This is a genomic window from Rothia endophytica (genome assembly GCF_928381505.1).
In the GTDB taxonomy this organism is placed as follows: Bacteria; Actinomycetota; Actinomycetes; order Actinomycetales; family Micrococcaceae; genus Rothia; species Rothia endophytica_A.
The window spans coordinates 318,888-336,361 of record NZ_CAKMSJ010000001.1; the positions used below are offsets into that span (position 1 = coordinate 318,888).

General features: G+C 59.8%; 16 protein-coding genes. 5 read left to right on the forward strand and 11 right to left on the reverse strand.

Translation table 11 applies throughout. From position 1 onward, the window contains the following. Positions 1 to 42: 42 nt before the first annotated feature. From narI to modA, 11 genes are all read right to left on the reverse strand, one after another. Positions 43 to 825 (reverse strand): respiratory nitrate reductase subunit gamma, encoded by a 783-nt coding sequence (gene narI, locus L6990_RS01430; protein ID WP_237202289.1) that lies wholly within the window; start codon positions 823 to 825, stop codon positions 43 to 45. Next, positions 822 to 1,640: a nitrate reductase molybdenum cofactor assembly chaperone gene (gene narJ, locus L6990_RS01435; RefSeq protein WP_237202290.1), complete on the reverse strand. Its 819-nt coding sequence runs from the start codon at positions 1,638 to 1,640 to the stop codon at positions 822 to 824. The genes narI and narJ overlap by 4 nt, the downstream gene beginning before the upstream one ends. Before the next feature lie 6 nt (positions 1,641 to 1,646). Further along, positions 1,647 to 3,281 carry a nitrate reductase subunit beta gene (narH, locus tag L6990_RS01440; protein ID WP_237202291.1) on the reverse strand — a complete coding sequence of 545 codons (1,635 nt, stop codon included), beginning with the start codon at positions 3,279 to 3,281 and terminating at the stop codon, positions 1,647 to 1,649. Beyond that, on the reverse strand, positions 3,281 to 7,000 hold the full coding sequence (locus L6990_RS01445) for a nitrate reductase subunit alpha (protein WP_237202292.1): 3,720 nt from the start codon (positions 6,998 to 7,000) through the stop codon (positions 3,281 to 3,283). Before L6990_RS01445 ends, narH begins: the two co-directional genes overlap by 1 nt. A 110-nt stretch (positions 7,001 to 7,110) precedes the next feature. Beyond that, positions 7,111 to 8,364 (reverse strand): ThiF family adenylyltransferase, encoded by a 1,254-nt coding sequence (locus tag L6990_RS01450; RefSeq protein WP_237202293.1) that lies wholly within the window; start codon positions 8,362 to 8,364, stop codon positions 7,111 to 7,113. A 21-nt stretch (positions 8,365 to 8,385) separates the two neighbouring features. After that, positions 8,386 to 8,883 carry a molybdenum cofactor biosynthesis protein MoaE gene (locus tag L6990_RS01455; RefSeq protein WP_237202294.1) on the reverse strand — a complete coding sequence of 166 codons (498 nt, stop codon included), beginning with the start codon at positions 8,881 to 8,883 and terminating at the stop codon, positions 8,386 to 8,388. Beyond that, positions 8,873 to 9,379: a MogA/MoaB family molybdenum cofactor biosynthesis protein gene (locus L6990_RS01460; RefSeq protein WP_440480477.1), complete on the reverse strand. Its 507-nt coding sequence runs from the start codon at positions 9,377 to 9,379 to the stop codon at positions 8,873 to 8,875. Before L6990_RS01460 ends, L6990_RS01455 begins: the two co-directional genes overlap by 11 nt. Further along, positions 9,379 to 9,870: a cyclic pyranopterin monophosphate synthase MoaC gene (gene moaC / locus L6990_RS01465; RefSeq protein ID WP_237202428.1), complete on the reverse strand. Its 492-nt coding sequence runs from the start codon at positions 9,868 to 9,870 to the stop codon at positions 9,379 to 9,381. The genes L6990_RS01460 and moaC overlap by 1 nt, the downstream gene beginning before the upstream one ends. A gap of 82 nt (positions 9,871 to 9,952) precedes the next feature. Next, positions 9,953 to 11,308, reverse strand: a complete 1,356-nt coding sequence (locus L6990_RS01470; protein ID WP_237202296.1) for a molybdopterin molybdotransferase MoeA — start codon at positions 11,306 to 11,308, stop codon at positions 9,953 to 9,955. Beyond that, positions 11,305 to 12,135 carry an ABC transporter permease gene (locus L6990_RS01475; protein WP_237202297.1) on the reverse strand — a complete coding sequence of 277 codons (831 nt, stop codon included), beginning with the start codon at positions 12,133 to 12,135 and terminating at the stop codon, positions 11,305 to 11,307. The genes L6990_RS01470 and L6990_RS01475 overlap by 4 nt, the downstream gene beginning before the upstream one ends. 9 nt (positions 12,136 to 12,144) lie before the next feature. Then, positions 12,145 to 12,963 carry a molybdate ABC transporter substrate-binding protein gene (gene modA / locus L6990_RS01480; RefSeq protein ID WP_237202298.1) on the reverse strand — a complete coding sequence of 273 codons (819 nt, stop codon included), beginning with the start codon at positions 12,961 to 12,963 and terminating at the stop codon, positions 12,145 to 12,147. A 130-nt stretch (positions 12,964 to 13,093) separates the two neighbouring features. Here modA and moaA point away from each other — a divergent pair, with 130 nt between their 5' ends. The 5 genes from moaA (at position 13,094) to L6990_RS01505 (ending at position 17,472) form a co-directional block, all read left to right on the forward strand. Next, positions 13,094 to 14,257 carry a GTP 3',8-cyclase MoaA gene (gene moaA / locus L6990_RS01485; RefSeq protein WP_237202299.1) on the forward strand — a complete coding sequence of 388 codons (1,164 nt, stop codon included), beginning with the start codon at positions 13,094 to 13,096 and terminating at the stop codon, positions 14,255 to 14,257. A 1-nt stretch (position 14,258) separates the two neighbouring features. Beyond that, positions 14,259 to 14,525 (forward strand): MoaD/ThiS family protein, encoded by a 267-nt coding sequence (locus L6990_RS01490; protein WP_237202300.1) that lies wholly within the window; start codon positions 14,259 to 14,261, stop codon positions 14,523 to 14,525. Positions 14,526 to 14,527: 2 nt separating this feature from the next. Continuing rightward, positions 14,528 to 15,124, forward strand: coding sequence for a molybdenum cofactor guanylyltransferase (gene mobA / locus L6990_RS01495; RefSeq protein WP_237202301.1), 597 nt, complete (start codon positions 14,528 to 14,530; stop codon positions 15,122 to 15,124). Between the two features lie 24 nt (positions 15,125 to 15,148). Continuing rightward, a complete protein-coding gene (locus L6990_RS01500) occupies positions 15,149 to 16,381 on the forward strand; it encodes a molybdopterin molybdotransferase MoeA (protein WP_237202302.1) in 1,233 nt (410 codons plus the stop codon). 86 nt (positions 16,382 to 16,467) lie between these two features. After that, entirely contained in the window at positions 16,468 to 17,472 is a 1,005-nt protein-coding gene (locus L6990_RS01505; protein ID WP_237202303.1) for a LacI family DNA-binding transcriptional regulator, read from the forward strand. Positions 17,473 to 17,474: the final 2 nt, after the last annotated feature.

A 17,474-nucleotide genomic window follows, 5' to 3' on the forward strand; every position in this document is an offset into this window, starting at 1 on the left:
AGTGTATAGATCCTTAGGAACAAATGGTGTGTATGAAATTTTTTAGGAGTGGTGATGCTGACGCTCAACACGCTTGGCGTCTTTGTTCACCGAATCCGCGGTGCCTACCGGTGACCAGCCGCGCTGGTGGTTGCGCTTGCCGCGGGAACGGTAAACGATGTAGGGGCGGAAGATGTAGTGGAGCGGCGCTGTGAAGGCATGCACCAGGCGGGTAAAGGGCCAGAGGCAGAAGAGCAGCAGGGCAACAATCACGTGAATGTGGAAGGAGGTGGTTGCGTTAGCCATCGCCTCAACGTTGGGGTTGAAGTAGAAGATGGAACGGAACCAGACCGACACGGTCTCACGGTAGTTATGCTCGCCCTCGATCTCCATAGCGTTGAAGAGGGTTGCTACTGAACCCAGCACAATGGCGCTAGCCAGTGCCACGTACATCAGCTTATCGTTCCAGGTGGTAGCCCGGAAAACGGTAGCTGAGGTGCGGCGGCGGTAAATCATGGCGAAGAGGCCAATGAGGGTAGCTACCGCTGCGATAGAGCCAAGCCACAGGGCGTTCAGGTGGTAGAAGTGCTCGGAGATGCCCACCGCATCGGTCCAGGACTTAGGGATTACCAGACCAACGATGTGCCCTACCAGAACGACCAGGATGCCGTAGTGGAACATGGGCGAGGCGATACGCAGCAGCTTGGATTCGTACATCTGCGATGAACGGGTGGTCCAACCGAACTGGTCTGTCTTGTAGCGCCAGATGGTGCCACCAATGACGATTGCCAGGGTGATGTAGGGGAAGATACCCCAGAGGAAGTAATCAAGGGGTGTTACGTTCACTGGTGGGCTCCGTTCTGTGATTGCTGTGCGGCGAAGGGGGCTGTTTTATCGGCGCCCACCCGGGCACCGGGTCTCTGCTCATGCGGCAGAAGAAGGGGTAAGAGGCGCGGGTCGCTGGCAGGAAGCTGAGCTAGACCGACGTCCTCTTTGGGAGGTCCAACGTTGACCATCTTTTGAACCTCAGCCTGGGTTTCGGGTGAAACCCCGGGCAAGCTCTGGCATACGGCCTCAACCAGCCCATAGTAGGGCAGCTGATCATCGCGCAGCGCCAGACGCAGTAGCTCAAGGGATGGGCGGTAGGCTTGCAGGGCTGCTCGTCCAGCGCGGGCGTCCACCAGTGCGGTAAATTCCAGCACCATGGGCAGGTAGTCGGGCAGCTCCCCCTGCAGGTTAGTGACCATACCTGAGTCACGGTACATCTGCTTGAAACGGGTCAGGGCTTCACCGCGGCGGCGGGTATCGCCCTCGGTCCAGTAGGACAGGTGGAAAGAATGGCGGCGGGAGAGGTCATACTCCTGCACGTAGTGCGCCTGCATCTCTTCTAGCGACGAGGTAGCGTACCACTCTTGTACAGCGTGGACGCCGGTCAACAACTGCTCGTTGCCGGTTTCTGCTGCCAGTTCTAGGAGTTCTGGTAGCAGCGCCCGGGTTTCTTCGCTGGGGTAGCGTAGCAGAACGGAGGTGACCTGGTAGGTCACTGCGTCCAGCTCTTGCCCGCTCCCCCAGTCCATGTCAAAGGGGTCGCCCGAGGCGGGCAGCTGAGGGGCGGCCTCAGCTGCATTCCGCTTCAGGAGTTGAGAGAAAAATCCAGCCATGAAGAACTAGACCCTCTTGCTACCGCTGGTATCGGGGAACATGCCCTCAGGGCGTGTCTTACCATCCCACATGAAGATATCGACCTTGCCATCCTGGCGTGCCTGGTTAGCGTAGCTACCTGCCGAGACGGGGACGGGGCGGTCACCGGGATCGTTGAAGGCGCTATCGTAGAGCATGCCGGGGCCGCCGTCAGTATCGAGCGAGCAGCCGATCTCTTCGAGATTGTGGGCATCTTCCATGTGCGCAGGGGGGATGACGTAGCGCTCTTCGTACTTGGAGATCGCCATGAGGCGGTACATCTCGTACATTTCAGCGCCGGTCATACCTACCTGAGCAGCAATCTCTTCGTTGCCGGTGCCGCCGAGGGTGATGTCACGCATGTAGGCACGCATGGCAGCCAGCTTCTTGAGCACATCGGTAATGATGGTGGTGTCGCCAGCGGTGAAGAGCTCTGCCAGGTATTCCACGGGAATACGCAGGGAGTCGATGGCACCAAAGAGGTTGGTCTGGCTCTCAGCATCGTGGCCCTGCTCCTTGAGCAGATCGATGATGGGTGAGAGCGGAGGAACGTACCAGACCATGGGCATGGTGCGGTATTCGGGGTGCAGAGGAAGGGCAATCTTCCATTCTTTAGCCAGCTTGTAGACCGGTGACTTCTGAGCTGCCTGAATCCAGGAATCAGGGATGTCCTGCTTCTTGGCCGCACGAATGACCTCGGGGTCAAAAGGATCCAGCATGATGTCTAGCTGGGCCTGGTAGAGCTGCTTTTCATCGGGTACTGAAGCTGCCTCGGTGATACGGTCGGCGTCGTAGAGGAAGATACCGATGTAGCGCATACGGCCAACACAGGTCTCAGCACAGACGGTGGGAATACCGTGCTCGATACGGGGGTAGCAGAAAGTACATTTCTCTGCCTTGCCGCTCTTGTGGTTGAAGTAAATCTTCTTGTAGGGGCAGCCGGTGATGCACTGACGCCAGCCACGGCACTGGTTCTGGTCAACCAGAACGATGCCGTCCTCTTCGCGCTTGTAAATAGCACCTGAAGGGCAGGACGCCATGCACGAGGGGTTGAGGCAGTGCTCGCAGATACGGGGCAGGTAGAACATGAAGGTGCGTTCGAATTCGAACTTAATCTTCTCTTCTGACTGCTGACGCACCTTCTCAACCAGCGGGTCAAGGTGACCGTTTTCGCTGGAGCCACCCAGGTTATCGTCCCAGTTGGGGCCCCACTCAATCGAGGTGTCCTCACCGGTAATCAGTGACTTAGGTCTAGCGGTGGGGAAATCGTCCCCCAGAGGTGCACTGGTCAGGTTCTCGTAGTCATAGGTCCAGGGCTCGTAGTAGTCCGAGAGCTCGGGCTGAACCGGTGAGGCGAAGAGGGTGAAGAGCTTCTTGAAGCGGTTACCGCTCTTGAGCTCCAGGCGTCCGCGCTTGTTCAGCGTCCAGCCGCCCTTCCACTTCTCCTGGTCCTCGTAACGGCGAGGGTAGCCCTGGCCCGGGCGGGTTTCAACATTGTTGAACCAGACGTATTCGGTGCCAGCACGGTTGGTCCATGCCTGCTTACAGGTCACAGAACAGGTGTGACAGCCCAGGCACTTGTCGAGTGCCATGATCATAGAAACTTGTGCCATGACGCGCATTAGTAGGTTACCTCCTGCTTGCGGCGGCGAATTCGGGAAACAATATCACGCTGGTTGCCGGTGGGGCCCAGGTAGTTGAAGGCGTAGGCAAGATGGGCGTAACCACCGATGATGTGGGTGGGCTTGACCAGGATGCGGGTAACGGAGTTGTGAATACCGCCGCGGCGCCCGGTGCGTTCTGCCTTGGGCACGTTGACCAGGCGTTCCTGGGCGTGGTGCACGTAGACAACACCTTCGGGCATGCGGTGGGAGACAACAGCGCGGCCAACGAAGACACCGTTGTTGTTCTCGCACTCGATCCAGTCGTGGTCCTTGACGCCAATCTTCTCTGCATCCTGCGGGCTCATCCAGGCGTGGGTGCCACCGCGTGAAAGGGTCTGCATGTAGAGGTTGTCGTGGTAGGAGGAGTGGATAGCCCACTTGTTGTGAACCGTCACGTAACGAACAGCCACTGACAGGTCACCGGTTTCACCCAGTTCGGGCTCACCGAAGAGGTTGTGCATATCCAGCGGCGGGCGGTAGAGCGGCATCTGCTCGCCCATCTCGCTCATCCAGTCGTGATCCAAGAAGAAGTGCATACGACCGGTGAGGGTGTGGAAGGGCTTGAGCTGCTCAATGTTGAGGGTGAAGGGGGCGTAGCGGCGTCCGCCGGTTTCGCTACCGGACCACTCGGGTGAGGTGAAGACGGGGACGGGGCGGTCCTGGGTATCGCGGAAGCGGATGCGCTTCTCTTCGTTACCCTCTGCCAGGTGGTGCATCTTCTTGCCCACGCGCTTCTCCAAAGCCTTGAAGCCCTTGAGGGCCACGGGGCCGTTGGAGGTACCGGAGAGAGCCAGGATGGTATCTGCCAGTTTGACGTCGGTATCCAGGGCAGGAAGACCTGCGCCCTTACCGGTGCCCATCACGCCGTGCTCTTCAGCCAGGGCTGCTAGCTCGTCGTTGACGTCCACGGTGACAGCCTTGGTGGTGGTGCCCAGCTTTGAGAGCAGGGGCCCTACCGAGGTGTACATGTCGTAGAGAGCACCGTAGTCGCGCTCAACCACGGCAAAGACCGGCATGTTCTTACCGGGAATACCCTTGATCCCCTTGTTCTTCCAGTCGGGGGCATGTCCACCGGGCTGAGCAATCTGGCCGGGTGTGTCGTGCTGCAGGGGCACTGAGACCAGGTCCTTGCGCACGCCCAGGTGCTTCTTAGCAACCTTCGAGAAGACGTAGGCCAGTTCCTTGAAGACCTGGTGGTCAGTCTTAGTTTCCCAGGGCGGGTTGATGGCCGGTGAGAAGGCGTGGATGTAGGGGTGCATGTCGGTTGAGGAAATATCGTACTTCTCGTACCAGGTGGCAGCGGGGAAAACGATGTCGGACGACAGGGTGGATGAGGTCATACGGAAGTCGGTGGTGACCAGCAGGTCCAGCTTGCCGACCGGGGCGTCCTCTTCCCAGCGCACCTCTGAGGGGCGGGTTTCAGCGTCCTCGCTGATATTGGAGTTCTCGTTGCCGAGCAGGTGGCGCAGGAAGTACTGCTCACCCTTAGCTGATGAACCCAGCAGGTTGTTACGCCAGAGCATGAGGGTGCGGGGCCAGTTGGCCGGCGCATCGGGGTGCTCTACCGAGAATTCCAGGTCGCCTGAGTTCAGGCGCTGAGCAACGTAGTCAGCCGGTGATTCGGCGGTGCCAGCTGCTGCGGCAGCGGCGCCCTTTTCTGCCAGCTCCAAAGAGTTCTCGGGGAACTGGGGGTAGAAGGGAGTCCAACCCATGCGCACAGCGCGGGCCAACAGATCAGCGGTGTGAACACCCTTGAGTTCGCCCTTAGCCAGCGGGGACTGCATGGCCTCGGATGAGTAGCCGTCCTGACGGAACTGATCGGTGTGCATATACCAGAAGCTGGTGCCAGCCTGGGTACGGGGCGGGCGGTACCAATCCAGGGCGTTAGCCATGTGAGCCCAGCCGGTGATGGGGCGAGCCTTTTCCTGGCCCACGTAGTGAGCCCAGCCGCCGCCGTTACGACCCTCAGCACCGCACATAATAAGCAGAGCGAGAATGGAGCGGTAGGTGGCATCGCCGTGGTACCACTGACAGATACCGGCACCCATGATGATCATGGTGCGGCCCTTAGAGTCAATGGAGTTCTGAGCGAATTCCCGGGCGGTGCGGATCACAGCTTCGGCGGGAACCGAGGTGATTTCTGACTGCCAAGCTGGGGTGTACTGCACTCTGGCATCGTCAAAGCCGGTAGCAAACTGGCCGGGAATACCGTCGCGGCCTACCCCGTACTGGGCGAGCATGAGGTCAAAGACAGTGGTGACTTCAAAGCCTTCAACGGTGATGGTGGGGACGCCACGGGTCACTACCTTGCCGCGACCCGAAGGCTCGTCGAAGGCGGGGAGCAGAATCTCAACGTTTTTTTCGCTACCGCTGGGCAGATCAAGGATGGACAGGGCAGGCTTGACACCCTGCAGATCCAGGTTCCACTTGCCTTCGTCTTCCTTGTTGTAGCGGTAGCCCATTGAACCGTTGGGTACAACGACCTCGCCAGTTTCGCGGTTGAGCAGGGCAGTCTTGAAGGCAGCGTCAGCAACCTCTTTGTGCTCTGCCAGGTTAGCTGCAGTCAGGAACTTGGAGGGCACCTTGGTGCCGTCTTCGCGGGTTTCCAGGGTCACCAGGAAGGGGAAGTCGGTGTAGGTGCTGGTGTAGTCCTCGAAGAACTCCACGCGGCGGTCCACAAAGTTTTCCTTGAGGATGACGTGGCCCATGGCCATCGCCAGAGCGGCGTCGGTACCGGGCTGGGCGGGCAGCCACTCGTCGGTAAACTTGGTGTTATCAGCATAGTCGGGGGAAACCGAGACAACCTTGGTGCCGCGGTAGCGTACCTCTGCCATCCAGTGGGCGTCAGGGGTACGGGTGACGGGGATGTTGGAGCCCCACATCATGAGGTAGGTGGCATCCCACCAGTCACCTGATTCGCGCACGTCGGTCTGGTCACCGAAGACCTGAGGTGAGGCGACGGGGAGGTCGGCATACCAGTCGTAGAAGGAGGTCATAACGCCGCCCATGAGCTCGATGTAACGAGCGCCGGAGGCGTGGGAGACCATGGACTTAGCGGGGATGGGCGAGAAGCCGATGTTGCGGTCAGGCCCGTAGTTCTTAATAGTGTGGATCTGAGCTGCAACTACCATTTCAAGGGCTTCTGCCCAGGTGCCGCGCACCAGGCCACCCTTACCGCGAGCTGAGGTGTAGCGGCGGCGCTTTTCAGGGTCAGAAACGATGGAGTGCCAGGCGTCCACGGGGTCGTTCAGGCGGGCGCGGGCTTCGCGGTACATTTCGAGCAGGACGCCGCGGATGTAGGGGTACTTCACGCGGGTCGGTGAGTAGGTGTACCAGGAGAAAGCTGCGCCACGGGGGCAGCCGCGGGGCTCGTACTCGGGTCGGTCAGGGCCAACGGTCGGGTAGTCAGTTGCCTGGGCTTCCCAGGTGATGACGCCGTCCTTGACGAAGACCTGCCAGGAGCAGGAGCCGGTACAGTTCACGCCGTGGGTGGAGCGGACTATTTTGTCGTAGCTCCAGCGGTTGCGATAGAAGATATCGCCCTGGCGACCGCCCTGCAAGAAGGCTGCACGGCCATCGTCGGTTTCGTCCCACTTGGTGAAGAACTTACCGAATTTAATCAGTTTGTCGGTGAGAGGCCCGTCTGGGCCCGCGGTGTGTGATGCCTGCTGAGTCATGAACACCACTCTACCGAAATATTTGCACAGAAAATACCGAATAAAAACCTTACCTAATTCGGTGAAAACGATGCGAATATTTTACGCTTCAACCTTTAGTGTGGCTTTTCTTAGCGGGCCAGCCAGGCAGAAATTCCCCCTTCGAGGCTGTAGAGGTTGCCGTACCCCTGGTCTAGAAGTTTTTGCGCAGCGGTGCGCGAGCGAACCCCGGCAGCACAGTAGAGGGCGTAAGCGGCCTGTTTTTCAGGCAAAACCCGCTCTATTTCTTTGCCGAAGCTGCGGTTTTCGCCGGCCGACTCGATGACAGACAGGGGCAGGTTTAAGGCTCCGGGTATAGAAAGCGCTTCAAACTCATGCGGCTCACGCACGTCAATGAGGGGAACGCCGGCAAAGTCGCCACTATCGAAATAGTCATCAAACGTAATATCTAGACCGTAGGGGCTAGACTCAACCACCCTAAAAATGTTGGGCATGTCACTAGGGTTTTTGGGGTCCTGAGCGGTTGCAGAGAATATTCCATGGGACGAGTTTGCGGTAAGGCTCTGGGGCTCACCGACTACACGTTTCTCATCCAGCTTTGATTCGAATGCCTTTGCGCGTGCCTGTGTGGTCTTTTCGCGGCTTCGGGGTGAAGCAACCAGAGGGATATATTCCCATCTGCCGGTCAACCCGGTGTAGTAGCCAACCTGCCCGGTGAGTGGCTGGCCGACGCCCGTGATGATCTTGATGGTTTCCATCGCCATGGACGTACCCACCACCCCGGCGAGCGCCCCGATGACGCCGGCAGTGGCACAGTTGGGTACCGAGCCGGGGGCCGGTTCTACCGGGTAGAGGTCTTCATAGACAGGTGCTTGACCGTGCCAAAAAACGCTCATCTGGGCGTCAAACCCTAAAATCGCGCCCCAAACGTGGGGAATGCCGGCGCGGGCAGCAGCTCGGGAGGCGGTGTAGCGGGTAGCAAAGTTATCGCTACCGTCCACCAGCACGGTTGCTGCCTGCAGAAGACTATCTGCGTTAGCGTCGGTAAGGCGTTCTTTGATGACCTGCACCGTCATGGTGGGGTTAAGTTCGCGCATGGTTTGAGCAGCCGAGTCTGCCTTGGGAGTTCCCACCCGGGCAAAGGAGTGAATCACCTGCCGGTGCAGATTGGAAATCTCTACTTCGTCATCGTCGATCAGCACCACGGTGCCTACTCCGGCACCTGCCAGGTAGAGCAGAGCGGGGGCACCCAGACCCCCTGCCCCGATGACCGCCACCCTGGCGTCCTTAAGTTTCTGCTGCCCAGCCTGGCCGAGCTCGGGCAGAATCATTTGCCGCCCGTAGAGCTTGTATTCCAGGGGGCTGAAGTCAGCGGGTGCGGTCATGGTGTCTTATCTCCGTGGTGGTTAGCGGGTGGCCGGTGGGGTGTCGATACCCACCCATTCCACGGCGCCGTCGGTCAGTTCCTGTTCTTTCCAGATGGGCACCTCTGCCTTGATGCGGTCAGCGACCATCTCACAGGCAGTGAAGGCCAGCCCGCGGTGGGCTGCAGTCGCCAAAACGGTGAGGGCTGATTCGCCGATAGCAATGGAACCAACGCGGTGCACAGCCCAGAGCCGCACACCTGCCAGCTGATCGGCGACGCCCTTCACGGTGCGCTCCATAAAGTCTTGGGCTTGCGGGTGGGAAGAGTAGCTGAGGGCAGCGACCGCTTGCCCGTGGTCGTGGTTGCGCACAATGCCGTCAAAGATCACCAGGGCACCCATCTGCTGGGTCATAGTCTGACGCTTGGCTTCAGCGAGCAGGGGCTCAAGGGGTTCTTCGGTGATAGCGGTGTGCACTACGGTTGAACCCTGAGGTTCAAGCGGGCTGTCAGCGTAGGGGTTGGTGTCTTTAGTGGTCATGGTAGTCCTCCATCTGGCGGCAAATATGGGTGACTAGGGGATCTAGCACGGTGCAGCCATCCTTCACCCCACCCTTAGAGCCGGGTAGGGTCATGATGAAGCTGCGCCCAATCACACCGGCGACGCCACGCGAGAGCACGGCGGCGGGAGTATTGGTCAGCCCCTGCGCCCAGAAGGCGTGCATAATGCCCGGCACTTCTTTATCCAGGTGGGCACGCACGGCCTCTACGGTCATATCATCGGTGTTCAGCCCGGTCCCACCGCTCGTCAGGATGAAGGTGGGCAGGTTTCCTAATGCAACCAAATCATCAAAGTAGGGGCCGAAATCAGCGTCAGCCACCACGACCGCTTCTGGGGTCTCAAAGCCTTGGGACCGCAACCACTCGACCGCCAAAGGACCGGATTCATCGCGGTAGATTCCGCGGGCAGCTCGGGTTGAGGCAACGATGACTAGGCCGGTTAGCCCCTCGGGCAGAGTGTAATTTTTACCCATGATTAGCGCTCCACTGACCAATCGCCCGATTTTCCGCCGCTTTTTTCTAGCACTCGAATGTCGGTGATGGTGGCCTGCTTATCGACCGCCTTGATCATGTCAAAGACGGTGAGAGCGGCGCTGGATACTGCGGTGAGGGCTTCCATCTCTACACCGGTGACCCCGGTGGTCTTAACCAGCGCTTCAATACGCACCCGGTCCTCCATCCGCTCGAAGTCCACCGTAATTTTGCCCAGGGGCAGGGGGTGGCAGAGGGGGATAATCTCGGGGGTTTTTTTAGCCCCCATGATGCCGGCAACGCGTGCTACGGGCAGGGCGTCCCCCTTAGGCAGTGCAGCGTCAAAAATTTGTTCAATAACGTCGGGGCGGGTAAGGACGTAGCCTTCAGCAATAGCGGTGCGGGTGGTAATCGCCTTATCGGTGACATCTACCATGTGGGCGCTACCGTCAGCGCGGACGTGGGTGAGGTGTGCCTGAGGTTCTGGGGTAGTCATGGAGTCCTTTGGGCAAATTGAAGTGGTCAGGCGGTGAAATTTAGTATCCATGATACTTCATTAGGGCAGGGGCGTTCCCGGGTCAAAGCGGTAGGTAGAGGGCAACGTCCCCACTGCGGTAGGAGACCCCCGGGTCTAGCTGTACCAGCACCTGGGCGATGGCTGCCCGGTGCAACAGGTGGGAACCGGTCAATGGGTCAGGGGTCAACAAAGTGCGCACCGTTCCGTCGCTCTCAAAGACCCGCTCCAGACGCGCTCGCCGATACTGGGTTTTACCTTCCGGGGCCTGCAGCGCCTCCCCTTCTGCCAGTACCAGGACGCCGTGGCGGGGCTGGGGCGCTACCCTGCCAGTGAGCTGGGCTAGAGCTGGGCGCACCAGCTCTACGTAGGAGACAAGGGTGCTGACCGGGTTGCCCGGCAACGAAATCACCGGCACCAGGTGGGCGGCGCCGTCCTGCTCCTGGGAAGTGGCCCGCAGCAGGGAGAGCCCCTGGGGTCCGCCGGGCTGCTGGGCAACATGCCCAAACCAGGTACGCTCTGCCTGTACCAGCGCGTCCTGAGTTTCTATCATGGCGGTGAGAGCTAGTCGCACTACCTCGTATTTGCCGTGGCTGATACCGCCGCTAGTAATAATAAAGTCAGGGCGCCAGGTGAGCACTAGCCGGGTGAGAACCCCTACCAGCTGCTCGACGGAGTCTCCAATAGCAACCCGCTGAGTTTCAGCGCCGTCTGCTCCGGCGAGCGCGCAGAGCATGGGCCCGTTGGCGTCCAGTATTTTGCCGGTTTCGGGGGCGGCTTCAGTATCCAGAGTGATTTCATCTCCACCGGTAATCAGCACCACTCTGGGGCTGCTGCGCACCCTGAGAGCACCGATTCCTTGGGAGGCAAGTGCGCCGATCAGGGCCGGGGTGATCGGGGTGCCGGCTGCTGCCAGTAGCTCGCCGGCTTCGATGTCCTCGCCTACCCCGCGCACGAAGTCCCCAAAGGCTGCCCGCGGCAGTTCAATCTGGCCGCCCCGCTGGGCAAAGCCCGCGGCGTCCTGCTCCCCCGTCAATACCCGGGAGCGTTCCACCGGAACCACAGCGTCATAACCGGCAGGTAGGGGTGCACCGGTCATAATCGGGTAGGCGACATCGTCCCTGATGGGCAGGTCTTGGGCGTCAGACCCTGCGGGTACGTCTGCGCCCACCATGAAGGTGCGGTCATCTCTGGCAGCGCCCAGGGCGGTGACGGCATAACCGTCCATTTGGGAGTTAGCGAAGTGCGGCACCGAGCGCGGGGCACGCAGGTCTTGAGCCAGCACCCTACCGGCAGTCTCAACCAGGGGGAGCTTTTCGCTACTGCACTGCACGGTGGCAGCTAGGGTTGCTTCAACCAGGTGGCGGTAATCAGCAGGGCTCACCGTGCCCTGATCGGGGAAGGTTGGTAGGGAGTTCACAGGCTAGCTCCTTTCAGACGGCGAAGCCAGGTGGCAAGCGCCAGGGTGCCAAGAATAAGGATGTAGAGACTAATCAGCATCAGAGCGGAGCCAAGCGCGGCGTCCATGTGGTTAGAGCTGAGTGCCAGCTCAATATTGAGCGGGATGGTGCGGGTAGCACCGGCAACATTGCCGGCAAAGGTGACGGTGGCACCGTACTCCCCCAGCGCCCTGGCGAAGGAGAGCAAAAAAGCCGTAAGCAAACCGGGAGCGGCCAGCGGTAGCAGAACCTTGCGAGTCACCTCAGCGGGGCTGGCGCCCTCCACCAGGGCTATTTCCTCATAGCTGACCGGCAGGGCGCGCAGGGTGGTGACGGCGGTTGCGACGAAGAAAGGTAGGGCAACAAAAACCTGGGCAAGAATAACCGCAAGGGGGCTGAAGGCCACCGAGATTCCCATGTCAGTCAGCCAGGACCCCAGGACCCCGCGCCGGCCCCAGAAGAAGATCAGCGCCAGACCGGACACCACCGGGGAGAAAATCACCGGTGCATAAATCAGGCAATAGAGGGGGAAGGTGAGGGAGGCGAAGCGGCTGCGCGCTAGTACTTTGGTCAACATCAGGGCTGTGGGTGCTCCCAGCAGACCGCAGATAAGGGTCGACACGGTGGCAGTCACGATTGATAACCGGGCTGCCTGCAGCATGGCCGGCTCAGCGAATAGAGCCGGGACGTCCGCCCAGGGCATACGGGTGAACAGACCCAGCATTGGCCCCAGCACTACCAGAAAGGCAAGGAGTGATGGGGCTAGCAAGAATCCTGGTACGGATCTAAAGGCGCTAGTTTTGCTCACGTTTCTAGTTTAGGCGGTGGTGAATCCGTAGTCGGTCAGGATTGCAGATGCCTCGTCAGAGTTTGCCAGCCAGTCAGCAAAGCTCTTGGCGGCATCGTTGCCAGAACCGCTCTTGGTCACGGCAAGGGGGTAGGCGTTGCGTTCCAGGCCGGGCAGCTCGATAACGGTGATGTCCTGGTCCTGCTTCTTGATGGAGGCAGCGTCGGTGGTGTAGATGAAGCCTGCATCTGCCTCACCGGTGGCGACCTTGGTAGAAACATCGGTCACGTTTGCTTCTTCGGTCATGGTGGCGGGCTCGATATTTTTGCTCTCCAGTTCTTGATGTGCCAGCTTGCCACAGGGAACTTCGGCAGCGCAGAGGGCTGTAATAACTCCCTGCCGGGTGAGGTCATCCAGAGTGCTGATGTCTGCGGGATTACCGTTTGCCGTGGCAAGAACCAGGGCATTGGTGGCAATAACCTCGATGCTAGCCCCCTTCAGCTCCTCGGCATTCTCGAGTGCGCCGTTCATGGTGGCGGCATCGGCGGTAATGAGCATATCTGGGGTGGCGCCCTCTTGAATTTGCTGTACTAGTTTGGAGGAACCGGCGAAATTAAAACTGATGTCAACCCCTGGGTTAGCCTTCTCGTGGGTAGCTTCAAGTTCCGCGCCAGCGTTGTTGAGAGAGGCGGCAGCGAAGACCTCCACCGTCGTAGCCTGATGGATGCCGGCGTCCGGCTGATTTTCATGCCCCGCTGGGCCTCCGCAGGCCGAGACCCCCAGCACGGTGACGGCAGCAGCCCCGGCGAGCAGACGCGAATTTTTGAGCAGGGGGGAGGTTTCCATCATTCTTTCCTTGAACGGTTATCTTGCGCCGGCACTGGGCATCCGCGGTAGGGTGGTATGAAGTGGTGTTGCGGCGCTAGTTTAGCTAGGCTTTATTTTACATTCGCAATACCAGATTTATGAAAGCGCAGGTATGGCACACTTATCCGATGCTTCCGCCGGGTCTGTTCCCCTTGGCACCAGCATCCCGGTCGTTAGGCGCGAAGCCTCGACTCCGGGTGCGCCCACTAGTGGTGGGTTGGTCGATCGCTGGGGTAGGGTTGCCACTGACCTACGTATCTCACTGGTGGATAAGTGCAATCTGCGCTGTCAGTACTGCATGCCGGCTGAGGGACTGGACTGGTTGCCGCGTGCCAGCCTCATGAGCGCCGATGAAATCTTCCGTATTGCTGATGTTGGCGTTCGGCTACTCGGTGTTGAAGAGGTACGTTTTACCGGTGGTGAGCCGTTGGTACGTGCAGATTTGGTTGATATTATTTCCCGGATTCACCGTGCCCACCCTACTGTGCCGATTTCTATGACGACCAACGGCATTGGGTTGGAAAAGAAGGTAGGTGCCCTTAAAGAGGCCGGCCTGTCCCGTATTAACGTTTCCCTTGATACCATTTGCCCCCAGACTTTTGCTGAGCTGACCCGCAGGGACAAGCTGGCGGACGTACTAACCGGTGTGGACGCCGCTACGGCAGCGGGCTTGCACCCCATCAAAATTAACGCTGTGCTTATGCCGGGTATCAATGACACCCAGGGTGGGGAGCTCCTAGCGTGGGCACTTGCTGGTGACTACCAGCTACGCTTTATTGAGCAGATGCCTCTGGACGCTGAACACAAGTGGACCCGTGAGGGCACGATCACTGCCGGTGAGATTCGCGAGAAATTGCTGGCTGACGTTGATTTGGCGCCCTTTGAGAAGCCGCGGGGTTCGTCACCGGCCCAGTTGTGGAATGTCTACCCCAAGGGCACCTTTACCGATGCCCAGGCCGCGCTTGAAGGCATCGAGACTACAGATGCACCGGCCATGGGCCAGGTGGGGATTATCGCCTCTGTGACCGAACCTTTCTGCTCCGCCTGTACCCGCACCCGCATTACTGCAGACGGTAAGATTCGATCCTGCCTTTTCTCGCTCACGGAGACCGATTTTCTGGGGGCGCTCAGAGCCGGCATCACTGATGAGGAGTTTGCACAGCTCTGGCGGGGTGCCATGTGGGGCAAGCCCAAGGCTCACGGCAAGGATTCAGCCGGTTTTGAGGCAGCAGATTTTCAGCAACCCGCTCGCAGCATGAGCGCTATTGGAGGCTAGAATGCAGATTCATTTCTTTGCAGCAGCGCGCGCTGCTGCAGGAGTAGCAGAAACCCAGTGCCAGATTTCTCAGTTACCTGAACCCACGCTGGCAGCCCTGCTCGATTACCTGGGGCAAACGCTGACCGGCACCACCCCCTCAGGGCAGAGGCTGGCAGATATTCTGCCCCAGTGCTCTTATCTGCTCGATGGGCAGGCTTCCCCAGCGGATGCATCGCTTGAGGGCGTCCAGCGCCTTGATGTTCTGCCTCCCTTTGCCGGCGGGTAAACGTGCTCGTTTTTAATGCTCTGATTGTTGCAGGTGGACGCTCCTCCCGCTTGGGCGGTGTGCCCAAAGCCCTGTTATCCAACGGGCAGCAGACCCTGCTCGCCTCCACCTTAGATGCCGCCGGTGCAGCTGCTGCCCGTGTGGTTGTTGGCCCTTCAGACTTACCCCTGCCATCAGGTGTGTTGCTGACCCGCGAAGAGCCGGCCTTCTCTGGCCCCGCGGCCGCTATTAGCGCGGGTTTAGACGCCCTGGCACAGCACCCCGCACCCTGGACGCTCCTACTATCGGTGGATGTCCCCCAAGTCGCAGGTGCTGTTGAACGACTCACCAACGCGGCAGTCTCAGCTGCACCAGAAACCATGGGGTTCTGGGGGGTTGCCGATGGCACCTTCCAGCCCCTGCTGGGTATTTACCGCACCGACCAGCTGGCACAGGTTTTCGCCGGTGATACCGCCAACGCATCAGTGCGCCGCTTTCTAGCACCGCTATCTCCCCAGCCGGTGCAGCTCGCCTCAGAGCTAACTGCCGATGTGGACACCTGGCAGCAGGCCCAGGCTAGCGGCTACACCCGCGATACGTCCACCGCGCCGTCCGCCTAAGTTCTCCCACTGTCAAGGAACCCCATGCAGCACGTCTCCTGGTTCGATGCCCGCACCCTTTTGCACGCTGAGGGCAGCCAGCGTATAGCCTCCACAGAGCAGGTAGAGCTGTCTTCAGCCATCGGCAGGGTTCTAGCGGAGCCGCTGAACAGCCCGCTGCCGGTGCCCCACTACGATTCTTCCGCTATGGATGGTTATGCCCTGGCCGGCCGCGGCCCCTGGCGGTTGCTCACGCCCCAAGAATCCCAGCCCGGCGAGAACGTACACCGTAAAACCGTACCGCTTGAGGCAGGGCAGGCCACCCCGATTCTGACCGGTGGGCTCCTGCCACCCGGTGCGGACGCTGTGCTGCGACTGGAACACGCCCGGCTAATCGATGATGGCAACCTGGCTATAGTTGAAGCCCTCCCCCAGTTTTTTGAAAGCTCCCCTCACCAGCAGCCAGCGATTGGCGCCGATATCCGCCGCGCCGGTGAAGAACTAGCAGCCGGAACCACGTTACTCGCAGCAGGTGTCCGCCTGGGTGCCCGCCATATCGGGTCCCTGGCAACCCTGGGTTTCGATATTCTGCCGGTCTACACCCAGCCCACCGTGGCTCTGGCTTACACCGGCAATGAAATCATCACCGATGGTCTGCCCGGCCCGGGCGAAGTACGCGACGCCTTCTCGCCCCAGTTCCCTTTCATCATTGAATCTTTCGGGGCCACAGTGACCTCTGCAGTCCGCCTGCAGGACAGCGCCCCAGACTTCCACCACTGGCTGGGCCACACAGCCGCCGATATCCTCATGCTCACCGGCGGCTCCAGCACCTCAGACGTAGACTGGGTGCGCCGCACCCTAGCAGAACTGGGTGCTACCTACATCTTCGAGTCAGTAGCGATCCGCCCCGGCCACCCGGCGCTCGCTGCTCTCCTGCCGGACGGACGCCTGGTGTTAGGCTTGCCCGGTAACCCCCTGGCAGCTCACGTCGCCCTTTACTCTTACCTGCCCGCCGTTCTTGCCGGTATCTTTGGGCAACCACTACCGCAGTTGCCCACCGGAACCCTCACCGCTGCGGTTCCCGGTTACAGCAAAAAAGATTTGCGTCTGATACCCGTGACCGTAGAGGCAACGCCGGGGGGCATCCGTCTCACCCCGCGAGACAAAACCCGCTCCCACATGCTGACCGGCTTCGCTTCAGCTGATGCGCTGGCGCTGGTACCCCCTGAAGGCGCAGGGGCAGAAAAAAACTGCCAATTTTTGGAACTACCTGCCTAAGCAGATGACGGTGCCATACCGACGGACGCTCTAGAGACGCCCCTATACTGAAGAAGTACATTTTTTATCGATCAGCCAAGGGACACATGTCTCAGCCCAAACTCAGTGATGTTGCTGCACTTGCGGGGGTCTCGCCCACCACGGTGTCCCGTGTACTCAATAACCGCGGCTACCTTTCAGAAAAAACCCGTTCCAAGGTCTTCGAAGCAATGAAAACCCTGGGGTACCGGCCCAACGCCATCGCCCGTTCTTTGCAAGGCCGCAAGAGCCAGCTCATCGGTCTGATTTTCCCTTCCGTGGCCCACCCCTTCTACGGTGAAATGGCCTACCGGATTGAGTCCCACCTCGCGGATGCCGGCTACAAAACCATCCTCTGCAACAGTGGGGACCGGCCAGAAGCTGAACAGCGCTACCTTGACATGTTGCTAGCCAACCAGGTGGACGGCGTCATCACCGGTGCTCATTCACAGTTTGTGGCCCAGTTCCCGCTCATGGGCGCTCCTTTGGTTACCATCGATCGCGCTGAAACGGGCAAGGCGCCTAACGTACGCTGCGATAACTACGACGGCGGCTACCGGGCCACTTCACTACTGCTAGAACGCGGTGCGAAAGAGCCAGTAAACATCACTTCAACTGCGTCTGAGGGTAACCTGCGACTGCGAGGCTACCGTGATGCCTTGGTCAAGCACGGCATCACAGACCGTACCCTCGAACTGGGTTTTGATACTCCGCATGCCCAAAAAATGGAGCTGATTGCCAGCTATCTCGACCAACACCCCACCCTCGATGCGGTCTTTGCGTCTAACGATATGTACGCGGCAATGGTACTCAGCTGTGCCCAGAAGCTGAGCCTAGAAGTTCCCACGGACCTGCAGGTAATAGGTTTCGATGGGGCTTCTTCTACCCGCGCTATGCTCCCCCACCTAGCCACCGTGGTACAACCTATCGATGAGATTGCCCAGCGGGCAGTTGCGCGCCTACTCCACGCTATTGCAGGGCAGGGGGCCGAGCTGGACGGGGCTGACGTTCTACCGGTCAGCGTATACGAGGGTAGTACCCTGCGCACACAGCAGCCCGCCCATACTTCTTAGAC

Coding starts and splice junctions, on each gene's coding strand:
- L6990_RS01445 (WP_237202292.1), bottom strand. CDS start 7,000: ATGACTCAGCAGGCATCACACACCGCGGGCCCAGACGGGCCTCTCACC.
- L6990_RS01500 (WP_237202302.1), top strand. CDS start 15,149: ATGCAGCACGTCTCCTGGTTCGATGCCCGCACCCTTTTGCACGCTGAG.
- L6990_RS01450 (WP_237202293.1), bottom strand. CDS start 8,364: ATGACCGCACCCGCTGACTTCAGCCCCCTGGAATACAAGCTCTACGGG.
- moaA (WP_237202299.1), top strand. CDS start 13,094: ATGGCACACTTATCCGATGCTTCCGCCGGGTCTGTTCCCCTTGGCACC.
- moaC (WP_237202428.1), bottom strand. CDS start 9,870: ATGACTACCCCAGAACCTCAGGCACACCTCACCCACGTCCGCGCTGAC.
- L6990_RS01505 (WP_237202303.1), top strand. CDS start 16,468: ATGTCTCAGCCCAAACTCAGTGATGTTGCTGCACTTGCGGGGGTCTCG.
- L6990_RS01455 (WP_237202294.1), bottom strand. CDS start 8,883: ATGACCACTAAAGACACCAACCCCTACGCTGACAGCCCGCTTGAACCT.
- narJ (WP_237202290.1), bottom strand. CDS start 1,640: ATGGCTGGATTTTTCTCTCAACTCCTGAAGCGGAATGCAGCTGAGGCC.
- narH (WP_237202291.1), bottom strand. CDS start 3,281: ATGCGCGTCATGGCACAAGTTTCTATGATCATGGCACTCGACAAGTGC.
- modA (WP_237202298.1), bottom strand. CDS start 12,963: ATGATGGAAACCTCCCCCCTGCTCAAAAATTCGCGTCTGCTCGCCGGG.
- L6990_RS01490 (WP_237202300.1), top strand. CDS start 14,259: ATGCAGATTCATTTCTTTGCAGCAGCGCGCGCTGCTGCAGGAGTAGCA.